Here is a 16709-nt window from a genome sequence, read left to right as displayed (position 1 = left end):
CGTTGAACAGGACGCGGGTATCGGTGCTATCAGTCATGAGGTGTAGATAGGCGGCAGCGCGCAGCGGACCACTGTGGCGCGCGGTCGCGGGGGAGGGGTGATGGAGTTTTTCAAACGCCTGAAGCTGCGCGTGATCTGGAGCAGCGCAGGCATTGCCGACGCATGGCGCGCCGAACATTCGTTCCGCTCGTGGGTGTGGGCCAATCTGGTGTCCGCCGCGCTGGCGGTCTGGCTGCTGGAGGGGGCGGAGATCGCGCTGATCCTCAGCCTCGGGGTTTTGGTGCTGGCGATGGAGCTTGCCAACACCGCGCTGGAACGCGCCGTTGATCTTGTGAGCCTTGAGCGGAGCGAGCTTGCCCGGCAGGCCAAGGACGCAGGCAGCGCGGCTGTCATGGTCACGGCTATTGCCGCCGGAATCGCATGGGTGGTCTGTCTTGTGACGTAGCGTCAATGGGGGAGGATCGGGGCACCATTCCCCTGACGGACCGTCCCGATTCACCATAGTGATGGCCCCATGAGTAGTGTGCGTAAATCCGAGTTACCCCCTGATGCGTCGGCGGATGTTCCCCCGAAGGATGTCCAGCCAGCGCGTCAGGTGGACAACCCCAAACTGGCCCGTTTTCTGGACCTTTTGGACCGCGAAATGGGCCGCGATGTGCCGCCCACCTCAGCGGAGTAGCCTTAGGGTTTGATCTGAGCCCACAGGTCGTAGTCGCCCGCCTCATCCACCTCAACCGTGACCAGATCACCGACGGTCAGGCCTTCGGTGCCTTCGTCAATGAACAGGTTGCCGTCAATTTCGGGCGCGTCGGCCTTGGTGCGGCAGGTGGCGATGCCGTCTGCGTCGATGTCGTCGACCAGAACGTCCATGGTCTGCCCCACTTTGGCGGCCAGTTTGGCACCGGAAATGGCCTGCGCCTTTTCCATAAAGCGGTTCCAGCGGTCCTGTTTGACCTCATCGCTCACGTGATCCGGCAGGGTGTTTGACCGCGCACCGGCGACGTTTTCGTATTGAAAACAGCCCACACGGTCCAACTGCGCCTCATCCATCCAGTCGAGGAGGTGCTGGAATTCCGCCTCCGTCTCACCTGGATAGCCCACGATGAAGGTCGACCGCAGGGTGATATCGGGGCACATGTCGCGCCATTCCGCGATCCGGTCCAGCGTGCGTTCGGCCGCAGCCGGGCGCGCCATACGTTTGAGCGTATCGGGGTGGGCGTGTTGGAACGGAATGTCCAGATAGGGCAGCACGCCCGAGGCCGGGTCCGCCATCAGCGGGATCATTTCGCGCACATGGGGGTAGGGGTAGACGTAGTGCAGGCGCACCCATGCGCCCAATGTCCCGAGATCACGGGCCAGCGTGGTGATCGGCTGTTCGGTCAAGCCGCGTCGCACCTCACGGTCCCAATCGGTGCCAAAGGCGGAGGTGTCCTGAGAGATCACCAGCAGTTCCTTGACGCCGTTTTCCACCAGCTTTTCCGCCTCACGCAGCACGGCCTTGTGGGGCCGCGATGTGAGAAGACCGCGCATGTCGGGGATGATGCAGAACTTGCATTTGTGATTGCAGCCTTCGGAAATTTTCAGATAGCTGAAATGCCGTGGCGTGAGGCTGACCCCGCTGGCGGGCAGCAGGTCGATGAACGGATCGGGGGAGGGCGGGACGGCGGCGTGCACGGCGTCCAGCACCTGTTCGTATTGATGCGGCCCTGTGACGGCGAGGATGTTGGGGTGGTGTTCGCGGATATACTCCGGCTCCGCCCCCAGACAGCCGGTGACGATCACCTTGCCGTTTTCCACCAGCGCTTCGCCGATGGCATCAAGGCTTTCGGCCTTGGCTGAATCGAGGAAGCCGCAGGTGTTGACGATCACGGCCTCGGCACCCGTGTAGTCGGGCGAAATGGCGTAGCCTTCCGCGCGCAGGCGGGTGAGGATCCGTTCACTGTCCACCAGCGCCTTGGGGCAGCCGAGGCTGACCATCCCGATGGTCGGCTGGCCGGACCGGCGGTCGTCGGGCGCGGTGATGCGCGGCGCGTCACGCGGGACGCGCGCATTGGCGAGATCGGGGCGAAGGCTGGGCGGGTTCTGGGACATGGGGCTGCGTGTAGCGGGTAATTGCAGCGGCGGAAAGGGCTGCGCGGACGGGAGCCTCCGGCGGGAGTTTTTCGGGCCAGATGAAGGAGGGACGTTGTTCTGTATCCGCGCAGGCGGTATGGGGCGGGTATGAGCAAACGGCCCACCCATGATCTGACCAGCCTGACCGGGCGGATACGGGCGTGGCTGCATTTCTACCTGAAGGACCATCACCTGCTGCGCATGGCGTGGTGGAACCTGGCGCAGATTGCACCGGGCGTCTGGCGGTCGAACCAGCCGTCGCCGTGGCGGTTGCGGCGGATGCGGGCGCGGGGTGTTACGACGGTGGTGTCTTTGCGGGGCGCGTCGCGGCGGAGTTTCAACCTGTTTGAGGAGCGCGCCTGCGTTGATCTGGGGCTGGATTTTGTGCGCCTGACCGGTGTGATGGCACGCAGGCCGGTTCCGGCAGCCGACATGTTGGCGATTGTGGACGGGTTGGCGGCCATCCCGGGGCCAAAGCTGTTTCACTGCAAATCAGGCGCGGATCGCACGGGGCTGATTGCGGCGCTCTATCTGATCCTGATTGAGGACGTGGATGTGGCCGAGGCGGCGCGCACCCAGTTGGGACGCCGTTGGGTGCATTTCCCCCGCACCCGTGCGGGTGTTCTGGATCATATCTTTCGCGTCTATCTGCGCGATGCAGCGCCCGCCGGTCAGGGCTTTCGGGACTGGTTGGAAACGGTCTATGATCCCGCTGAGGTACAGGCGGATTTTGACGATTGGCGCGCAGGCGCGGGAAGGTGGGCGGCATGATTATCGGGCACATCGGGGCACGCAAAGGGTCCAAGGGGGTCGTGGGCAAGAATTTCCGCGACATGTGCGGCAAGCCCCTGATCGACTGGTCGCTGGATCAGTTGCTGGACAGCGGGCGCATTGGCGCGGTTGTGGTCAGCACCGACAGCGAAGAGATGTACGACCACGCGGTGTCCAAGGGCGCGCTGGACATTGGGTTGCGGCCTGCCCATCTGGCCACCGATGAGGCGCCCAAGTGGGGCGTCTGGCAGCACGCGCTGGAGGCGGCCGAGGAGATCGTGGGGGCCTCACGCGCTTTTGTGGATTTGGATTGCACGTCGCCCTTGCGGCTGGCCGAAGACATCGACGGCGCGCTGGATTTGTTCGAGGCCGAGGCGCCCGATATGGTCATGTCGTGCTGTCACGCGAACAAGAACCCCTATTTCAACATGGTCGAACCGGACCCCACGGGCGCGTTGCGGGTGTCCAAACCGCTTCCCGGCGGGGTCTGGGCGCGGCAGAATGCGCCGGTGGTCTATGAACACGCGGCGTCGACTTATGTGCTGGACCCCGCATACCTGCGCTCGGCACAGACCATCTATGACGGGCGGGTGATCCCCTTTGTGATGCCGGCGGAACGCTGCATGGATGTGGACGACCCGCTGGATTGGAAGATTGTGGAATTTTTGATGAAGGATCGTTTGAATGGGACAGCTTGACGGACGCACGGTGTTCATCACCGGATCGGGCGGCGTGCTGGGCAGCACCTATGTGCGGCGCATGTTGGCCGAAGGGGCGCGCGTTGTGGCGACCGATTTGCCTGGCCACCGCTATGACGGGTTGGTGGAGGCCCATGGCGACAATCCCGACTTCGCGATCTATCCGCTGAACGTGTCGGACGAAGACGAGGTCGTGGAGATTTTCAAACAGGTCGAGGGCGATGGTCATGTGGTGGATGTGGTGTTGAACAACGCCGCCATCACAGGTGAGATGTTGATGGGCGCAGGCGGGACGTTTCCGGACTTTGCGGATACCACCGTGGACGATTGGGAAAAGACCATGCGCACCAATCTGACGGGGGCCTTTATGGTGGCCCGCCAGATGGATCGCGACATCGTTGGCAAACGGCCCAGCACGCTGATCAATGTGGCGTCCATGTATGCGCTGAACGGGGCGCATCACCCGATATATGATGGCATGCCGTTCAAGAATTTCAGTGCCTATGGCGTGACCAAGGCGGGCATTCACGGGCTGACCGTGTGGCTGGCCGGTTACTGGGCGAAACGGCAGGCCACGGTCAATACCATCGCGCCGGGGGCGGTGTTCAACGGCCATTCGGACGAATTTCAGCGCCGTGTGGGGGAGCTGATCATGGCCGGTCGCATGTGCGAACCCGACGAGATTGCCGATGCGATGTTGTTCCTCGCCTCCCAGCAATCGGGCTATATCACAGGACAGATGATCAACGTCGACGGGGGCTTTAGCGCGTGGTGATTGCGGTTATTGGCGCAGGGTCCATCGGACGGCGTCATGTTGGAAATCTGCAAGACCTGGGCGCGGCTGTTGAGGGGATCGCGTGGCGGGATTTCGATCGCGGGTCCTTTGAAAAGCGCAGCGATGTCAAAGGCATCGTGATCGCAACGGCCACGGATGTGCGGCTGGAACTGGTCCAGATGGCGGCGCAAATGGGCGTGCCGGTCTATGTTGAAAAACCTCTACACTGGACGCGGGACGGCGTGGCTGAAATCTACGATACTTTGGGCGATCTGGCGCATCGGTCCATGCTGGGGTTTATGGCGCGCTATCATCCCGTGGTGCAGGCGCTGGCAGCGCGCGATGTGTCCGACGTCTACGGTTTCACGTTTGAAATCGGCCATGATGTGCGGCAGTGGCGGCAGAACTGGTCCTTCCCCAAAAGTTATGCAGCCAAGGCGCAAGGCGGGGGCGTGTTGTTGGACCTGTGTCATGAATTGGACATGGCGCTGGCGCTGTTTCCGGACCTCAAGGTCGATGGCGTGACCAGTGTGGGGCATCGGGAGTTTGAGGGCGTGGATTTTGCAAGCCGCATCGCGCTGTCGGGGGAGGGGATCAGCGGCACGGTGGCGATGGATTACCTGTCGCCGGTGTCGATCCGCCGGTCTGATCTGAACGGAACACAAGCCGCGCGGTCGCTGGATTTGCTGGCGGCAAAGCTGACCACGAACGCGGAGACGGAGAGCTTTGCCTATGACCGCAACGACATGTTCCGCGCCATCACCCGCGATTGGCTGGCCCTGATCGAGGACGCCGATGCGCCGTTGCGCCCGCTGGCCCCGCGTCTGTCGGACATGCGCGCGTCATGCGATTTGATCGCGGACGCGTGGGGCGCACGCCGGTTCGTCGGCACCGCCGAGATGACGTTCTAGCGGGGCAGCAGCCCCAACAGATCATCCGCAATCACGGACAATCCGCGCGCGGCGGTGTCGCGCACATCACGGGCGCGCTGGGCGATCGCGGCAAGGTCGGACCGGCCCAAGGCGTCAACGATCTGGGGCGCGGTTTTGACCTCAACCGCGGCATCGGCCCCGTGCAGCTGCGCGAAATCGGTTCTGAAATTCGCCACATGTGGCCCGTGGATCACCGCACAGTCCAAGGCGGCGGCCTCCCACGGGTTGTGGCCTTCGGTGCCGTCGAACGTGCCGCCGATCAGGGCCGCTTGGCCTTTGGCGTACCACGCCCCCAACTCCCCGAAACTGTCCGCGATGAACACCTGTGTGGCGGCGTCCGGCCATGCGTTTTGGCTGCGTTGACAGTAGGTCAGGGCCAGACGGTCACAGGATTGGGCGATGTAGTCCGCGTCGCCCAACACGCGCGGCGCGATGATCAACAGCCCCGGCGCGCCTGCGGCCTGCGCCTGCAACGCCACGTCGATATCGGCACGGTGGGCAGAGGCTGCGACCCATGTGAAGGCGCGGTCCGGCAGGCGGGCCTGCACGTCGGGCAGGGCGGCCAGCGGTGCGGCTGCGGCCTTCAACGATCCGCTGACGGCCACCCGTGCCGCATCCCCGATCATGTCCCGCAGATGCCCCGCCGTGCCCTCATCTTGGGCGTGAATGGCATCCATCAGCGCGTATAAATCGCCGTAAGCGCGCCCGAACCGCGCCCGTGCTTTGGCCGAGGCATCGGTGATCCTTGCGGCCACATAGGCCTGCGGAATACCGCGCCGCGCACAGGTGACGGCCAGTCGGGGCCAAACCTCCTGATCGGACCAGATGGCCAGATCGGGGCGCCAATGATCCAGAAACCGCGCCACGGGGCCGGGCATATCCAACGCCAGATACTGGTGGATGGTGCGCGGCGGCAGATTGGCGGCAAAGACCTCACCCGAAGACCGGGCGGAGGATGTCACCAGAAACCAAAGATCAGGCCGTGCATCCGACAGGGCGGCGATCAAGCCGCGCAGGGCCATAACCTCCCCCACGCCGACACCATGTAGCCAGACAAGCGGCCCGTCGGGGCGCGGCGCACTGGCGTGCCCCAGCTTTTCACGGACCCTGTCCGGGTCCTCCTTGCCGCGTGCCAGACGGCGGCGCAACATCGGGCCGGCCAGGGGCTGCAACGCAGCGCCCGCGCCCAGAACCAGCCGCAACATCGGGCCGATGCGCCTAGTCGGTGTCATGGAACCGCTTTTGCAACCCGCCTTCCCAGAAGGCCGGATCGCTGACAATATCGGCAAAACGGGCCGCGGCGGTGCCTTGGCCAAAAGCCTCATGGCGGGGGTAGCGTTTGCCCCATTCCGCGTCCAGAAAGGCCGCGATGGCAGGGGTGTCGGCGGCCGCAACGGTCGTCAATGACGGGGCTGCGGCGCGGTTGGTCTGGCGCGTGCCCACATCCAGGGACGGCGTTCCCAGAAACGGGGCCTCACGCACGCCCGCACTGGAATTGCCGATCATCACAGCGGCGTTTTTCATCGCCTCCGAGAAATGCGCAAACCGCATGGAGGGCAGAATGCGGAACCGGTCGCGGGGCAGGTCATTCAACACCGCAAAAATATCGTCCGATCCGGGGTCGTTGTTGGGCGCGATGACGACGAAATCGCGCCCCGATGCCGCCAGCGCGCCAAACAGATCGCGCGCCTGCTGGCCCATGGTGTCGGCTTCTGACGTGACGGGATGGAAGACGACGATGCCGAAATCGCCCTGCGGCAGATCATAATGGGCGCGCACGGCGTCCATGGTGACGCCGCTGTCGGCGCTGTGAAAATCCAGCTCCGGTGAGCCGATCACATGGATCGCGCCTTCGGGTTCGCCCATTTTCATCACCCGCGCGCGGGCGTCCTCGGACGATACAAAGTGATGACTGGCCAGTTTCGAATTACAGTGGCGGAAAATCTCGTCAATGGTGCCGCTGACTTCGCCGCCTTCGATATGGGCGGACCGGATGTAGTTCGTGGCCGCAACCAGCGCACAGGCCAGCGCCTCGATCCGGTCGCCGTGAATGACCACCAGATCGGGGCGGTGTTCTGCGACGAAATCGGAGAACCCCAACACGGTCTTGGCCAGGACCTGATCCTGCGGATCGCCGGGGCGCTGGTTGAGGTATTCGTGCACGCTGACCCCTTCGGTGCGGGCGACCTCGTGTTTGGTCAGGCCGTAGCGGTCCAGCATGTGCATGCCCGTGACCCAGAACCCCACCGCGTGCCCCGCATCCCGTGCAGCCACGGCCAGCGGTTCCAGCTTGCCGAAATCGGCGCGGGTTCCGGTGACGAAAAGGAGCGATTTGGTCATGCGCCTGCCACCGTCCGGTAGTTTGCCAGCATCGCATCGCAAAACTGGGCGCATTTGCGCGCATGGATGCGCCGCGACATGGATTTCAAGGGCACGAACGTGCGTTCGCCGATGCCGTCAATCAGGGTCAAATCATATCCTTTGTCCGTGCTGCCCGTCACCACACAGTTGACCAACGCGCGATCCGATACAACCAGCCAATCCGCTTCGATCCTGTCCCAGAGGGCGGTGATGGCCTGTTCCATGCTGTCTTCGAGACCCGTCGCTTCGGCGTGCGCCCTGAGGGTCGGGGCAAGGTCGCCGGTGTCCGCGCGGATTGCGTCGAACAGGGCGGCGGCCCCCAGAGTGGTGTTGATAAAGCCCCCGAACGCCGCAAAGGCGCGGCTGACGTGGCCCACACGTCCTGTGGCGCGGGCAAGTTCACGCACCTCGACAAAGGTGTTCCACTGGGGGCCGAACGCCCCGCGCCCGAAGCCCAGACTGGGCGAGACGCGCCATGCCTTGCGCCGTGGCTTGATGCGCGGCACCTTTACGATCAGGTCGGCGCGGTCCGGATGGGCATAGACCAGACGGCCGCCGCCCTTGGCAAGGGGTGTCTGCCCTGTCAAATCCAGTTGCGGCGCGTTCATCGTGTTGCCCTTTCGTTATGCCCACGGCAGGGCGGCCCGCCTCAATGGTCAAGGCCGCGTGATGCGTGTATGCCGTGACAGGGGTAGAAAAGGAAAGCCTTCCATGTCCGCGACAATCCTGTGCATCAAATGGGGCACGCTGTTTTCCACGTCCGAGGTCAATACCCTGTTTCGCGCCTGCCGCGCACACACGCGTGCCGATTTGCGGTTTGTCTGCCTGACCGATGATGCCCGCGGGCTGGCCGCCGGAATTGAGCACCGCCCGATCCCCGATATCGGGCTGAGTGACGCCGACATCAAACGTCCCGGTGTCTGGCGCAAACTGGCGCTGTATCACCCCGACCTGCATGATCTGGGTCCGGTTTTGTTCATTGATCTGGACATGATGATCGTGGGGGCACTGGACAGCTTTTTCGCGACACCGTCTGCGGTGACGTTTCTGGACACAGGGCCACAATGGCGGCCACATCCGCGTTCTGGCCCGCGCGAGGCAGGCACCGGCGTCTTTACCTTCGACCCCCGCCGCGATCAGCACGTGCTGCGTGCCTTTCTGGACGATCCGCAAGGGGCCATGGCGCGCTATCGCAACGAACAGGATTTCGTGGCCGACCATATCGGGCCTTACACCTATTGGCCCGACGGCCATGTTGTCAGCTTCAAACGGCATTTGTGCTATCGCTACGGGGTCGGCCTGGTGCGTTCGCCGGACGCGCCTGCACCGCCTGCCGCGATTGTGGCCTTTCACGGAACGCCGCGCCCGTCCGAGACCCGTCAAAACCTTATCTGGGGGCCTGCACCCCATTGGCATATGGGTCAGGTCCGCTGGATCGAAGACTATTACGCGACCTTCGGGATCGGGTAGCCGAAGGTGGTGTAATCGTGGCGGAAATACCGCGCCACATCGCCGCGCAGATCGTCAAAGGCGCGATCCGACAGCTTCAGGTGGGCCTGCGGATCAACCGCGCCGCGGGCGGATTTGTTGTCATGGGTGAGACGCCGCCCCTTCATGTCAATGCCTGCGGCCTCAAGCGCTGTGTCCCACGTGTGCGATGCTTCAAGTTTCAGGACCAGATCGGCCCGTGGTTTCGTGACCGAAGGATAATCGGTCCACAGCGTCTGGTGACCGCCATATTTCGGGTTGGCCGCCAGCACCGACAGATAGTCCGACGGCGAGATGGATTTGATTTGCGGTCCGTAGTGTTTGACAAGACCGTTCATATCAGGCCGCAGGATGTGACTGAAATAGCCGGACAGAAACCGTTCGAACGGGTCGCGCACAACGACGATGGAAAAGTGACTGTGCCAGCTTTGGGGGGACAGACGTTCGCTGGCCCATGTGTGCGACAGCCGTTTGACCCCCAGAAGCGTGCCCAGAGAATTGCCGCCCGTCTTGGGGTTGTGCAGGAAAATCACGGGCTGTCCGTGGCAGGTAAAGTCGGTGCGCATGCCCGACGTGGGCGCGCCGCTGAGCCGTTTGTGCAACGCGCTTTGCGTCGCCTCACGCAGGAGATGGACAGGCCGAAACCTGCGCCGTGGGATCATGTGAAATCATCCCATGTCAGCTGTTGGTTGCGCGTCACCGCGACCTTCAAGGTCCGGCCCACAACCTGATCGAACTCATATCCCGCAATCGCGCCCGATCCGGGGCGGCGCGCCCAGATGTCGGCTTCGGTGATGGTGTGGCCTGCGGGCAGGTCGGCATCCGCCACGACGGACGCCCGCGCAAAGCGGTAGACGTCTTCTTCGGACGCGGTGCGTTCCTTGGGGTTGTGGAGCGCGATGTGGATTTCACGGCTGCGATCGATCAGATGGCGCAACTCAGCCGGGTCCATGGAACAGCTGATATCCGGCCCCTTACGGTAGCGCGTATCGGTGTAGTGGCGTTCCAGAATGCACGCCCCCAGCGCGACCGAGGCCAGCGCCATTTCAGGCCCGATGGAATGGTCCGAAAAGCCCACAACTGCATTTGGAAAGGCCGCCCGCAGGTCCGTCACCCCTTGCAGGGACACGATTTCGGGCGGCGAGGGGTAAAGGTTCGTGCATTCCAACAGCGCGTAGTCGACCCCGCTGTCTTCCAAAATCTGCACGCTCGCCCGGACACTTTCGATGGTCTGCATGCCCGTGGACATGATCACCGGTTTGCCTTTGGACGCGATGTGCCGGATCAGCGGCAGGTTGTCGGCCTCGCCCGACCCGATTTTATAGGCCGGCACGTCGAGTGTTTCGAGGAAATCGCAAGCCGCGCGGCTGAAGGGGGTTGAGATAAAGATCATGCCCAACTCCTCGACATAGGCTTTCAATGCGGCCTCGTCCTCACGGCTGAGCGCGCATTGCGCCATCACGTCCCAGATGGAGACATCGGCATTGGGCGGGAAGATCTGCTTGGCCTCCTCCGTCATCTCATCCTCGACGATGTGGGTCTGGTGTTTGACCATTTCGCAGCCCGCCCCTGCGGCCATGCGCACCATGGTCTTGGCGACCTCTAGACTGCCGCCGTGATTGATGCCGATTTCGGCGATCACGAGGGGGGGATGGGCAGGGCCGATGTCACGGTTGGCAATCTTCATGGGGGGTCTCCGGTTGTTGGGACGGGTGTGCCACGGGCGCGTGCGAATTTCCAGAACTGCCCGTCTAACAAAATTAGCTAATTTTCTTAGACGGTTCGAAAACAGCAGGGTTGCGCCTCACCCCCAGCGGCGGTGCACCCAGAAATACTGGTCCGGATGGGCACGCACCCGCGCCTCCAGCCGGTCGGTGACGTCGCGCATGATCTGTTCGGGGGTCGTGGGCGCCACCGGCGCTTCGACCTCGACGTCGAAATTCAGCCCGTCGGCCAGACGCGTGCCGAAATAGGGCACGATCAGCGCCCCCGTTTTCAGCGCAATCGCACCCAGACCCGTCGACGTATGGGCCGGATGCCCCAGAAACGGGATCGCGGGATATTTCATCACCCGCACGTCGAACAGCATTGTGGCCATCCCGCCGCCCTGCAACCAGCGCATGAACCCGCCCATGCCTTCGCGGTCCACCGGAAAGACCGGACCGGACACATCCTTGATCGTGCCCAGGTAATGTTCGTTGAAATAGGGGTTTGAGATCGGTTTGTAGATGCCGCCAATCGTGTACCCCATGCGGTTCAGCACATGGCGTGGCGCGTCGTGATTGCCGAAATGGCCGGTGACAAACAGCACCGGACGCCCCTCGGCCTTCGCCTCGGCGATCGCATCCAACCCCGCGCCGTGGGGCTGTGTTCCGGCCAGCTGCGCGGTGTATTCGCCCTTTGAATAGCCCTCGATCATGGTGCGGCCGAAGTTGTTGCAACACGCCCGCGCCAGCCGGTCGACCTCGCCGCGATCCATGTCGGGCCAGATCATGGCGATCTGCTCTTGCGCGCGTTTGCGGTAGCCTGCGGCGGGTGCCACGATCCGTTCCGCCATGGCCCCGAACCAGCGCACACGGCGCGCATAGGGCAGGGCAAGGGCCGTTCCGATGATGCCGCGCAGGGCACGGTCGGTGATCCAGTCGGACCGGGTGGCGGTGTCAAAGGTGCGCATGATGCAGCCGGTTTAGGGCCGCAGGCGCGCCCCTGCAAGTCTTGTGCGTCAACGCACCAAACACGTGCCATTGCGCCCATTGCCTGCACCGCCGCGCGTCCCTATCTACCGTTCAACCCTGATGAAAGGAGGCATATCATGTCCATCAGACCCACCCTTGAAGCCCGCAAAGCCGTTCCCACCATGGAAGGGGCGGGCGTCCACCTGCATCGTGCGTTCGGCTTTCAGGACCCGTCCGAACTGGACCCGTTCCTGCTGTTTGACGATTTCCGCAATGATGTGCCCGCCCATTTCGAAAAGGGCTTTCCATGGCATCCCCACCGCGGGATCGAGACGATCACCTATGTGCTGAATGGCACCGTCGAACATGGCGACAGCCTTGGCAACACCGGCACATTGGGTGCGGGTGACGTGCAATGGATGACGGCCGGATCGGGCATTCTGCATCAGGAGATGCCGCAGGGAAACGCGCAAGGCCAGATGCACGGCTTCCAGTTGTGGGGCAATCTGCCATCCGCGCAAAAGATGACCGCGCCGCGGTATCAGGACGTGCAGGGCAAGGACATCCCCGAGGTCATCGACGATGACGGAACCGTTGTCCGCGTCATTGTGGGTGAGTTCTGGGGCAAACGCGGGCCTGTCGACGGCATCGCCGCCGATCCGCAGTATCTGGATGTGACCGTGCCCGCCGGCGTCAAAAAGACGTTCAAGATCGACACCTACCGTCGGGCCTTTGCCTATGTGTTCGAAGGGGCGGCTGCCTTTGCGGATGCCTCCGCGCCCTCCGGTGTGCTTTTGGAAAAGGAGGTCATGGGCGAAGAGGTCAACATCCGCGATCTCAGCGGCGACCGCACCCTGATCCGCTTTGGCACAGGTGACGAGGTCACGGTGCAGGCAGGGCCTGAAGGCGTGCGGTTCTTGCTGATCTCGGGCGCGCCGATTGAGGAACCTGTCGCCTGGCACGGGCCGATCGTGATGAACACGCAAGAAGAATTGCACCAAGCCATGCGCGATTTGCGCAACGGCACCTTCATCAAACCCGCCCATTGACCGACGCCAGGGGCAGGGGTTCAAACCTCTGCCCTTAGCGCCTGAAGGGGACTTTTGCGGCCTCGGCAAGAACAGCCTTCGCCGTGCGCTCGGCGGCACCGGAATGGGCGTCCATAAAGGCCGCCATGTCTGCCGGTGTTGTCCAATCCGGCCCTGTCAGCGCTGTGGCAAGGCTGTGGGCGTCCGTCACCGATTGCACGACGCCGGCGGCCTCGGCCTCCGTAAAGGGGTATTCTATGGTGTAGGTGACGGGGCCGGTCAGCACCGGTTTTCTCAGTGCCAGCGGTTCGATGATGTTGTGTGCGCCGTGGGGATGAAATCCGCCGCCCACAACGACACGGTCCGCAAGGGACAGATAGAAATACATCTCCCCCATGCTGTCGCCCAGCAGGATGTCGGCCTCCCAAGATGTTGTGGGCGCCAGTGCGGCGTCAAAAACATCGGTGCGGCGCGCCACCCGCAACCCTGCCTCGCGCAGCAGTTCTGCCGTGGCATCAAACCGTTCCGGCGCGCGGGGGACATAGATGACAAGGGGCGGCCTCGGGCCGTTCCGCATCTCCCTGATGGCGCTGATATAGGTGTCATCCTCCCCCTCGACCACGCTGGCAAAAGTGACGACAGGGCGGTCCCCCAACGTGGGCCGAAAACGGTCTGCGGCCGCCAACAGGGCAGGGGGCACGGGCTGATCGAACCGCAATTCGCCGGTGATCTGGATGTTGGGCACGCCCACGCTGGCAAACCTGTCCGCTTGAAGTTGAGATTTCACAAAAGCGCCCGCAAACTTGCCCATGATCCGCTGCCTGATGCGCAGCTTTGTGCTATCGCGTTCAAGGGATTTGGACGGATATTGGGCGTTGCACATGTACAAAGGCACGCCTTTGGCGCGCGCGGACAGGACCATGGCGGGCCAGATTTCAATTTCCATCACAAGGCCCAGTTTGGGGCGTGCGGCGCGAAAGAACCGCCCGAAGACCCAGAACATATCCAGCGGCACCCAGACTGCGGCCACGCGCCCGGCGGCAATCTCCTCGGCGAACACACGTTCCGCCTCCCGTCGTCCGGCGGGGGTAAAATGGGTGAACAGAATTGTTTCACCCTTGGCGAGCAATGCGCGGGCCAAAGGGACCGCCGACCTTACTTCACCAAGGCTCACCGCATGTATCCAGATGGAATTTTGCGGCACATCGGGCAGGCTGCCAAACCGTTCTGCCAGACGTCGGGTGTAGTGCGGATCACCGCGACCGCGATGCCACAGATAGACCAGCACCAAAGGTGTCAGGACAAGCCACAGCAGGTGATAGGCAAAGACAAACACCCACAAGATCATTCTCAGACCCTCCCCGCAGGTGGCTGGCTAAAATTCCCGAATTTTAGCGACGCCGGTCCCTGCGGGAGGACATGGGCTGGAACGCCACGCCCACATGGGCCTCGCAGTAGGGTTTGCCCTGTTGCACAGGCAGGCCGCAAAACCAGAACTGTTCGGTCGCGGGATCGCCCACGGGCCATTTGCAGGTCTTTTCCGTCAGCTCCATCAGGCTGATTTTCTTGGCGGTCTTTTCGACCTCGTTCACCTTGGCCAAAGCCTCGGGCGAGATTTCGTTGGCCGAGGGCTGCGGCGGCAGCGGCTGTCCGGCGGGGATGATCGCACGGCGGGCCGCGGACATTTTGGGCTGTGGCGGGGGCGAGGCGCTGACGGTGCGCGGTTCTTCGACCTCGGGTTCGGGGGCCTTCTTGGGGGCTGCCTTTTTGGGTGCGGCCTTGGGGGCCGCTTTGGCCTTGGGTTCGGCCTTGGGGGCTGCGGTTTTCGCCGCCCCGCCGGAGCCCGCGCGGTTCGACAGACCCAACCGGTGCACCTTGCCGATGACAGCGTTGCGGGTCACCCCGCCCAGTTCCTTGGCGATCTGGCTGGCGGACTGGCCTTCCCCCCACATCTTTTTCAACACTTCGACGCGTTCGTCGGTCCAGGACATATCTGTTCCACTTATCTTCGGCTGGGCCCCTGATTTGTCCGGCCATCGGGCCATCAGGGGTTGAGAATTTCTTTGATCCCCTATTCTAAGCACCTGAGGCGCGGTTACAAGGCGCAGGTCCCAGAAATCACACCTCCCGACAGCTTCAACCGGGGGATGAGTTTTTTGGGCCAGATGAAACAGGGGACCGGACATGACACCAAACAAAGTCGATATGGGCGTGCGGCGGTTCGGGGCGGTCAACTGGCTGGGCACATGGACACTGGCCCGGCGCGAGGTTTTGCGGTTCATGAATGTCTGGTCGCAGACGATCATGGGGCCGCTGGTGAACGCCGGTCTGTTGCTGTTGGTGTTTACCATCGCCATCGGATCGCGGCGCGGCGATGTCATGGGCGTCCCCTACATGGACTTCCTCGTGCCCGGCATTCTGACCATGACGGTGATCCAGAACGCCTTTGCCAACACATCCTCGTCGATCATTTCGGCCAAGGTGGGGGGCAATATCGTCGACACCTTGATGCCGCCGCTGAGTGCGGGCGAATTGTTGATCGGGTATCTGTCGGGCGCTGTGGCGCGGGGGTTGATTGTGGCGGTCGTCATCGGCATCGGCGCGATGGCCATTCTCGGTGTGCCTTTGGTCCATCCGGGCTGGGCATTTGTCTTTGTGATGCTGGGGTCGGTGTTCATGGGGGGGCTGGGGATGATCGCGGCTGTCTATGCGGTGAAATTTGACCAGATGTCTGCGGTCACCAACTTTGTCGTGGCCCCTTTGGCATTCCTGTCCGGCACTTTTTATTCGATCGAGGCCCTGCCGCCTGCCTTGCAAACCTTCTGCCACTGGAACCCGTTTTTCTATATCATTGACGGGGTGCGGTTCGGATTTCTGGGGGTCAGTGACAGCTCCCCCTGGCTGGGGCTTGCGGTTGTGGGGCTGGCCACGGTTCTGGTGTTGACGTTGGTGTGGTACTGGCTGCGGATCGGGTACCGCCTGAAAGCATAAGCCAAGACGCTACCGGCGGCGCGCCAATGCCTCCCGCCACGCCAGAAGGGCCGCGCCCGAGACGATGATCGCGGCCCCCATTGCGCTGACCCAATCGGGCACCACCGCGAAGATGGCCCAGTCGTACAGCGCCGCAAAGATCAGTGTCAGATAGCTGAACGGCGTCACATAAGACGCATCCGCCCGCGCCATGGCGTTCACAAAACAGGTCTGCGCGCAGGCCATCATCAGCCCCAGCGCCACCAGCACCGCCCATTGCGCGCCGGTGGGCGGGGCCCAATAGGGGATCATCACGGTCGAGATCAGCAGCCAGCCGATCACGTTGTTGACCAGCAGGATCTGCAGCGGAGGCTCCCGCCCGCTGAGCTTTTTGATGAAGATCAGCTCAAACCCCAAGGCCACTGCCGCCCCCAGTGCCAGAAGGGCAGCCACCTGAAAGCTGTCCGGTCCGGGCCGCAACAAAACCACGGCACCGGCAAAGGCGATGGCCGCCGCAGCCCAGCGCACGCGGCCCACGGTTTCGCCCAGAAACGGGATGGCGAGGATCATGCCGAAGACGGGGTTCAGAAAGGAAATCGCCGTGGCATCGGCCAGCGGAATAAAGGCCACCGCCGCAAACATCAGCGTCACACCCAGCGCGCCAAAGGCCGTGCGTCCCAGATGCAGTTTGACATTCACCGCACGGATTTTGGGGCGCATCACGGCGGCCACACAGAGCAGCCCCGCCAGCGCAAAGGCAAACCGCCCATGGGTGATCTGCAAAGGATGCAGGGGCGCGCCCAACACATCCGTCCCCAGCGCCTTGGCGGCCAGCATGGTGCCCGCAATAAACAAGGTCGCCAGCACCATGAGCGCCACGGCGAGGGCAGGGTTCTGGG

19 protein-coding genes are annotated in these 16709 nt (G+C 63.1%); 9 read left to right on the top strand and 10 right to left on the bottom strand.

Annotated elements, in window-relative coordinates:
• The first annotated feature begins 100 nt into the window (after nt 1-100).
• Nucleotides 101-445 carry a diacylglycerol kinase gene (locus QZ653_RS12540; RefSeq protein WP_296420443.1) on the top strand — a complete coding sequence of 115 codons (345 nt, stop codon included), beginning with the start codon at nt 101-103 and terminating at the stop codon, nt 443-445.
• Nucleotides 446-514: 69 nt separating this feature from the next.
• Nucleotides 515-679, top strand: coding sequence for a hypothetical protein (locus tag QZ653_RS12535; protein ID WP_296420442.1), 165 nt, complete (start codon nt 515-517; stop codon nt 677-679).
• 2 nt (nt 680-681) lie between these two features.
• Here QZ653_RS12535 and rimO read toward each other — a convergent pair whose 3' ends face one another.
• Nucleotides 682-2091 (bottom strand): 30S ribosomal protein S12 methylthiotransferase RimO, encoded by a 1410-nt coding sequence (gene rimO / locus QZ653_RS12530; RefSeq protein ID WP_296420440.1) that lies wholly within the window; start codon nt 2089-2091, stop codon nt 682-684.
• 129 nt (nt 2092-2220) lie between these two features.
• Here rimO and QZ653_RS12525 point away from each other — a divergent pair, with 129 nt between their 5' ends.
• Genes QZ653_RS12525 through QZ653_RS12510 form a run of 4 tightly spaced genes read left to right on the top strand, consistent with a single transcriptional unit; the run spans nt 2221 to nt 5267 of the window.
• Complete coding sequence (locus QZ653_RS12525; protein ID WP_296420439.1) at nt 2221-2883, top strand: tyrosine-protein phosphatase; 663 nt, start codon at nt 2221-2223, stop codon at nt 2881-2883.
• On the top strand, nt 2880-3581 hold the full coding sequence (locus tag QZ653_RS12520; RefSeq protein WP_296420438.1) for an acylneuraminate cytidylyltransferase family protein: 702 nt from the start codon (nt 2880-2882) through the stop codon (nt 3579-3581). Before QZ653_RS12525 ends, QZ653_RS12520 begins: the two co-directional genes overlap by 4 nt.
• Entirely contained in the window at nt 3568-4356 is a 789-nt protein-coding gene (locus tag QZ653_RS12515) for an SDR family NAD(P)-dependent oxidoreductase (protein ID WP_296420437.1), read from the top strand. The genes QZ653_RS12520 and QZ653_RS12515 overlap by 14 nt, the downstream gene beginning before the upstream one ends.
• On the top strand, nt 4353-5267 hold the full coding sequence (locus QZ653_RS12510; protein ID WP_296420436.1) for a Gfo/Idh/MocA family protein: 915 nt from the start codon (nt 4353-4355) through the stop codon (nt 5265-5267). Before QZ653_RS12515 ends, QZ653_RS12510 begins: the two co-directional genes overlap by 4 nt.
• On the opposite strand, the gene QZ653_RS12505 is transcribed toward QZ653_RS12510, so the two are convergent.
• Genes QZ653_RS12505 through QZ653_RS12495 form a run of 3 tightly spaced genes read right to left on the bottom strand, consistent with a single transcriptional unit; the run spans nt 5264 to nt 8257 of the window.
• Nucleotides 5264-6520 (bottom strand): 3-deoxy-D-manno-octulosonic acid transferase, encoded by a 1257-nt coding sequence (locus tag QZ653_RS12505; RefSeq protein ID WP_296420435.1) that lies wholly within the window; start codon nt 6518-6520, stop codon nt 5264-5266. The genes QZ653_RS12510 and QZ653_RS12505 overlap by 4 nt on opposite strands.
• Nucleotides 6507-7628 carry a UDP-N-acetylglucosamine 2-epimerase gene (gene neuC, locus QZ653_RS12500; RefSeq protein ID WP_296420434.1) on the bottom strand — a complete coding sequence of 374 codons (1122 nt, stop codon included), beginning with the start codon at nt 7626-7628 and terminating at the stop codon, nt 6507-6509. Before neuC ends, QZ653_RS12505 begins: the two co-directional genes overlap by 14 nt.
• On the bottom strand, nt 7625-8257 hold the full coding sequence (locus tag QZ653_RS12495) for a YrbL family protein (RefSeq protein WP_296420433.1): 633 nt from the start codon (nt 8255-8257) through the stop codon (nt 7625-7627). The genes neuC and QZ653_RS12495 overlap by 4 nt, the downstream gene beginning before the upstream one ends.
• 103 nt (nt 8258-8360) lie before the next feature.
• On the opposite strand from QZ653_RS12495, the gene QZ653_RS12490 reads away from it, so the two are divergent.
• Nucleotides 8361-9119, top strand: coding sequence for a hypothetical protein (locus QZ653_RS12490; protein ID WP_296420432.1), 759 nt, complete (start codon nt 8361-8363; stop codon nt 9117-9119).
• Here the strand turns inward: QZ653_RS12490 and QZ653_RS12485 are convergent.
• From QZ653_RS12485 to QZ653_RS12475, 3 genes are all read right to left on the bottom strand, one after another.
• Nucleotides 9095-9799 (bottom strand): sulfotransferase family 2 domain-containing protein, encoded by a 705-nt coding sequence (locus QZ653_RS12485; RefSeq protein ID WP_296420431.1) that lies wholly within the window; start codon nt 9797-9799, stop codon nt 9095-9097. The genes QZ653_RS12490 and QZ653_RS12485 overlap by 25 nt on opposite strands.
• Nucleotides 9796-10824 carry an N-acetylneuraminate synthase family protein gene (locus QZ653_RS12480; protein WP_296420430.1) on the bottom strand — a complete coding sequence of 343 codons (1029 nt, stop codon included), beginning with the start codon at nt 10822-10824 and terminating at the stop codon, nt 9796-9798. Before QZ653_RS12480 ends, QZ653_RS12485 begins: the two co-directional genes overlap by 4 nt.
• Nucleotides 10825-10941: 117 nt before the next feature.
• Complete coding sequence (locus tag QZ653_RS12475) at nt 10942-11811, bottom strand: lysophospholipid acyltransferase family protein (RefSeq protein WP_296420429.1); 870 nt, start codon at nt 11809-11811, stop codon at nt 10942-10944.
• 138 nt (nt 11812-11949) lie between these two features.
• On the opposite strand from QZ653_RS12475, the gene QZ653_RS12470 reads away from it, so the two are divergent.
• Entirely contained in the window at nt 11950-12861 is a 912-nt protein-coding gene (locus QZ653_RS12470) for a pirin family protein (RefSeq protein ID WP_296420428.1), read from the top strand.
• A gap of 34 nt (nt 12862-12895) precedes the next feature.
• On the opposite strand, the gene QZ653_RS12465 is transcribed toward QZ653_RS12470, so the two are convergent.
• Together QZ653_RS12465 and QZ653_RS12460 are read right to left on the bottom strand one after the other, a co-directional pair.
• Nucleotides 12896-14188, bottom strand: a complete 1293-nt coding sequence (locus QZ653_RS12465; protein WP_296420427.1) for a 3-deoxy-D-manno-octulosonic acid transferase — start codon at nt 14186-14188, stop codon at nt 12896-12898.
• Between the two features lie 43 nt (nt 14189-14231).
• Nucleotides 14232-14831 (bottom strand): GcrA family cell cycle regulator, encoded by a 600-nt coding sequence (locus QZ653_RS12460; protein ID WP_296420426.1) that lies wholly within the window; start codon nt 14829-14831, stop codon nt 14232-14234.
• A 193-nt stretch (nt 14832-15024) separates the two neighbouring features.
• Here QZ653_RS12460 and QZ653_RS12455 point away from each other — a divergent pair, with 193 nt between their 5' ends.
• The gene (locus tag QZ653_RS12455) at nt 15025-15831 is read left to right on the top strand and encodes an ABC transporter permease (protein WP_296420425.1); all 807 of its coding nucleotides are present in this window, start codon (nt 15025-15027) and stop codon (nt 15829-15831) included.
• Between the two features lie 9 nt (nt 15832-15840).
• Here QZ653_RS12455 and QZ653_RS12450 read toward each other — a convergent pair.
• A partial coding sequence (locus QZ653_RS12450) for a DMT family transporter (protein ID WP_296420424.1) occupies nt 15841-16709 on the bottom strand: 869 nt, incomplete at its 5' end.

It is taken from the genome of Pseudooctadecabacter sp., assembly GCF_020627745.1.
Classification (GTDB): Bacteria; Pseudomonadota; Alphaproteobacteria; order Rhodobacterales; family Rhodobacteraceae; genus Octadecabacter.
Note: the sequence above shows the minus strand (reverse complement) of the source record. Positions and strands in the feature narration are given on the sequence as shown.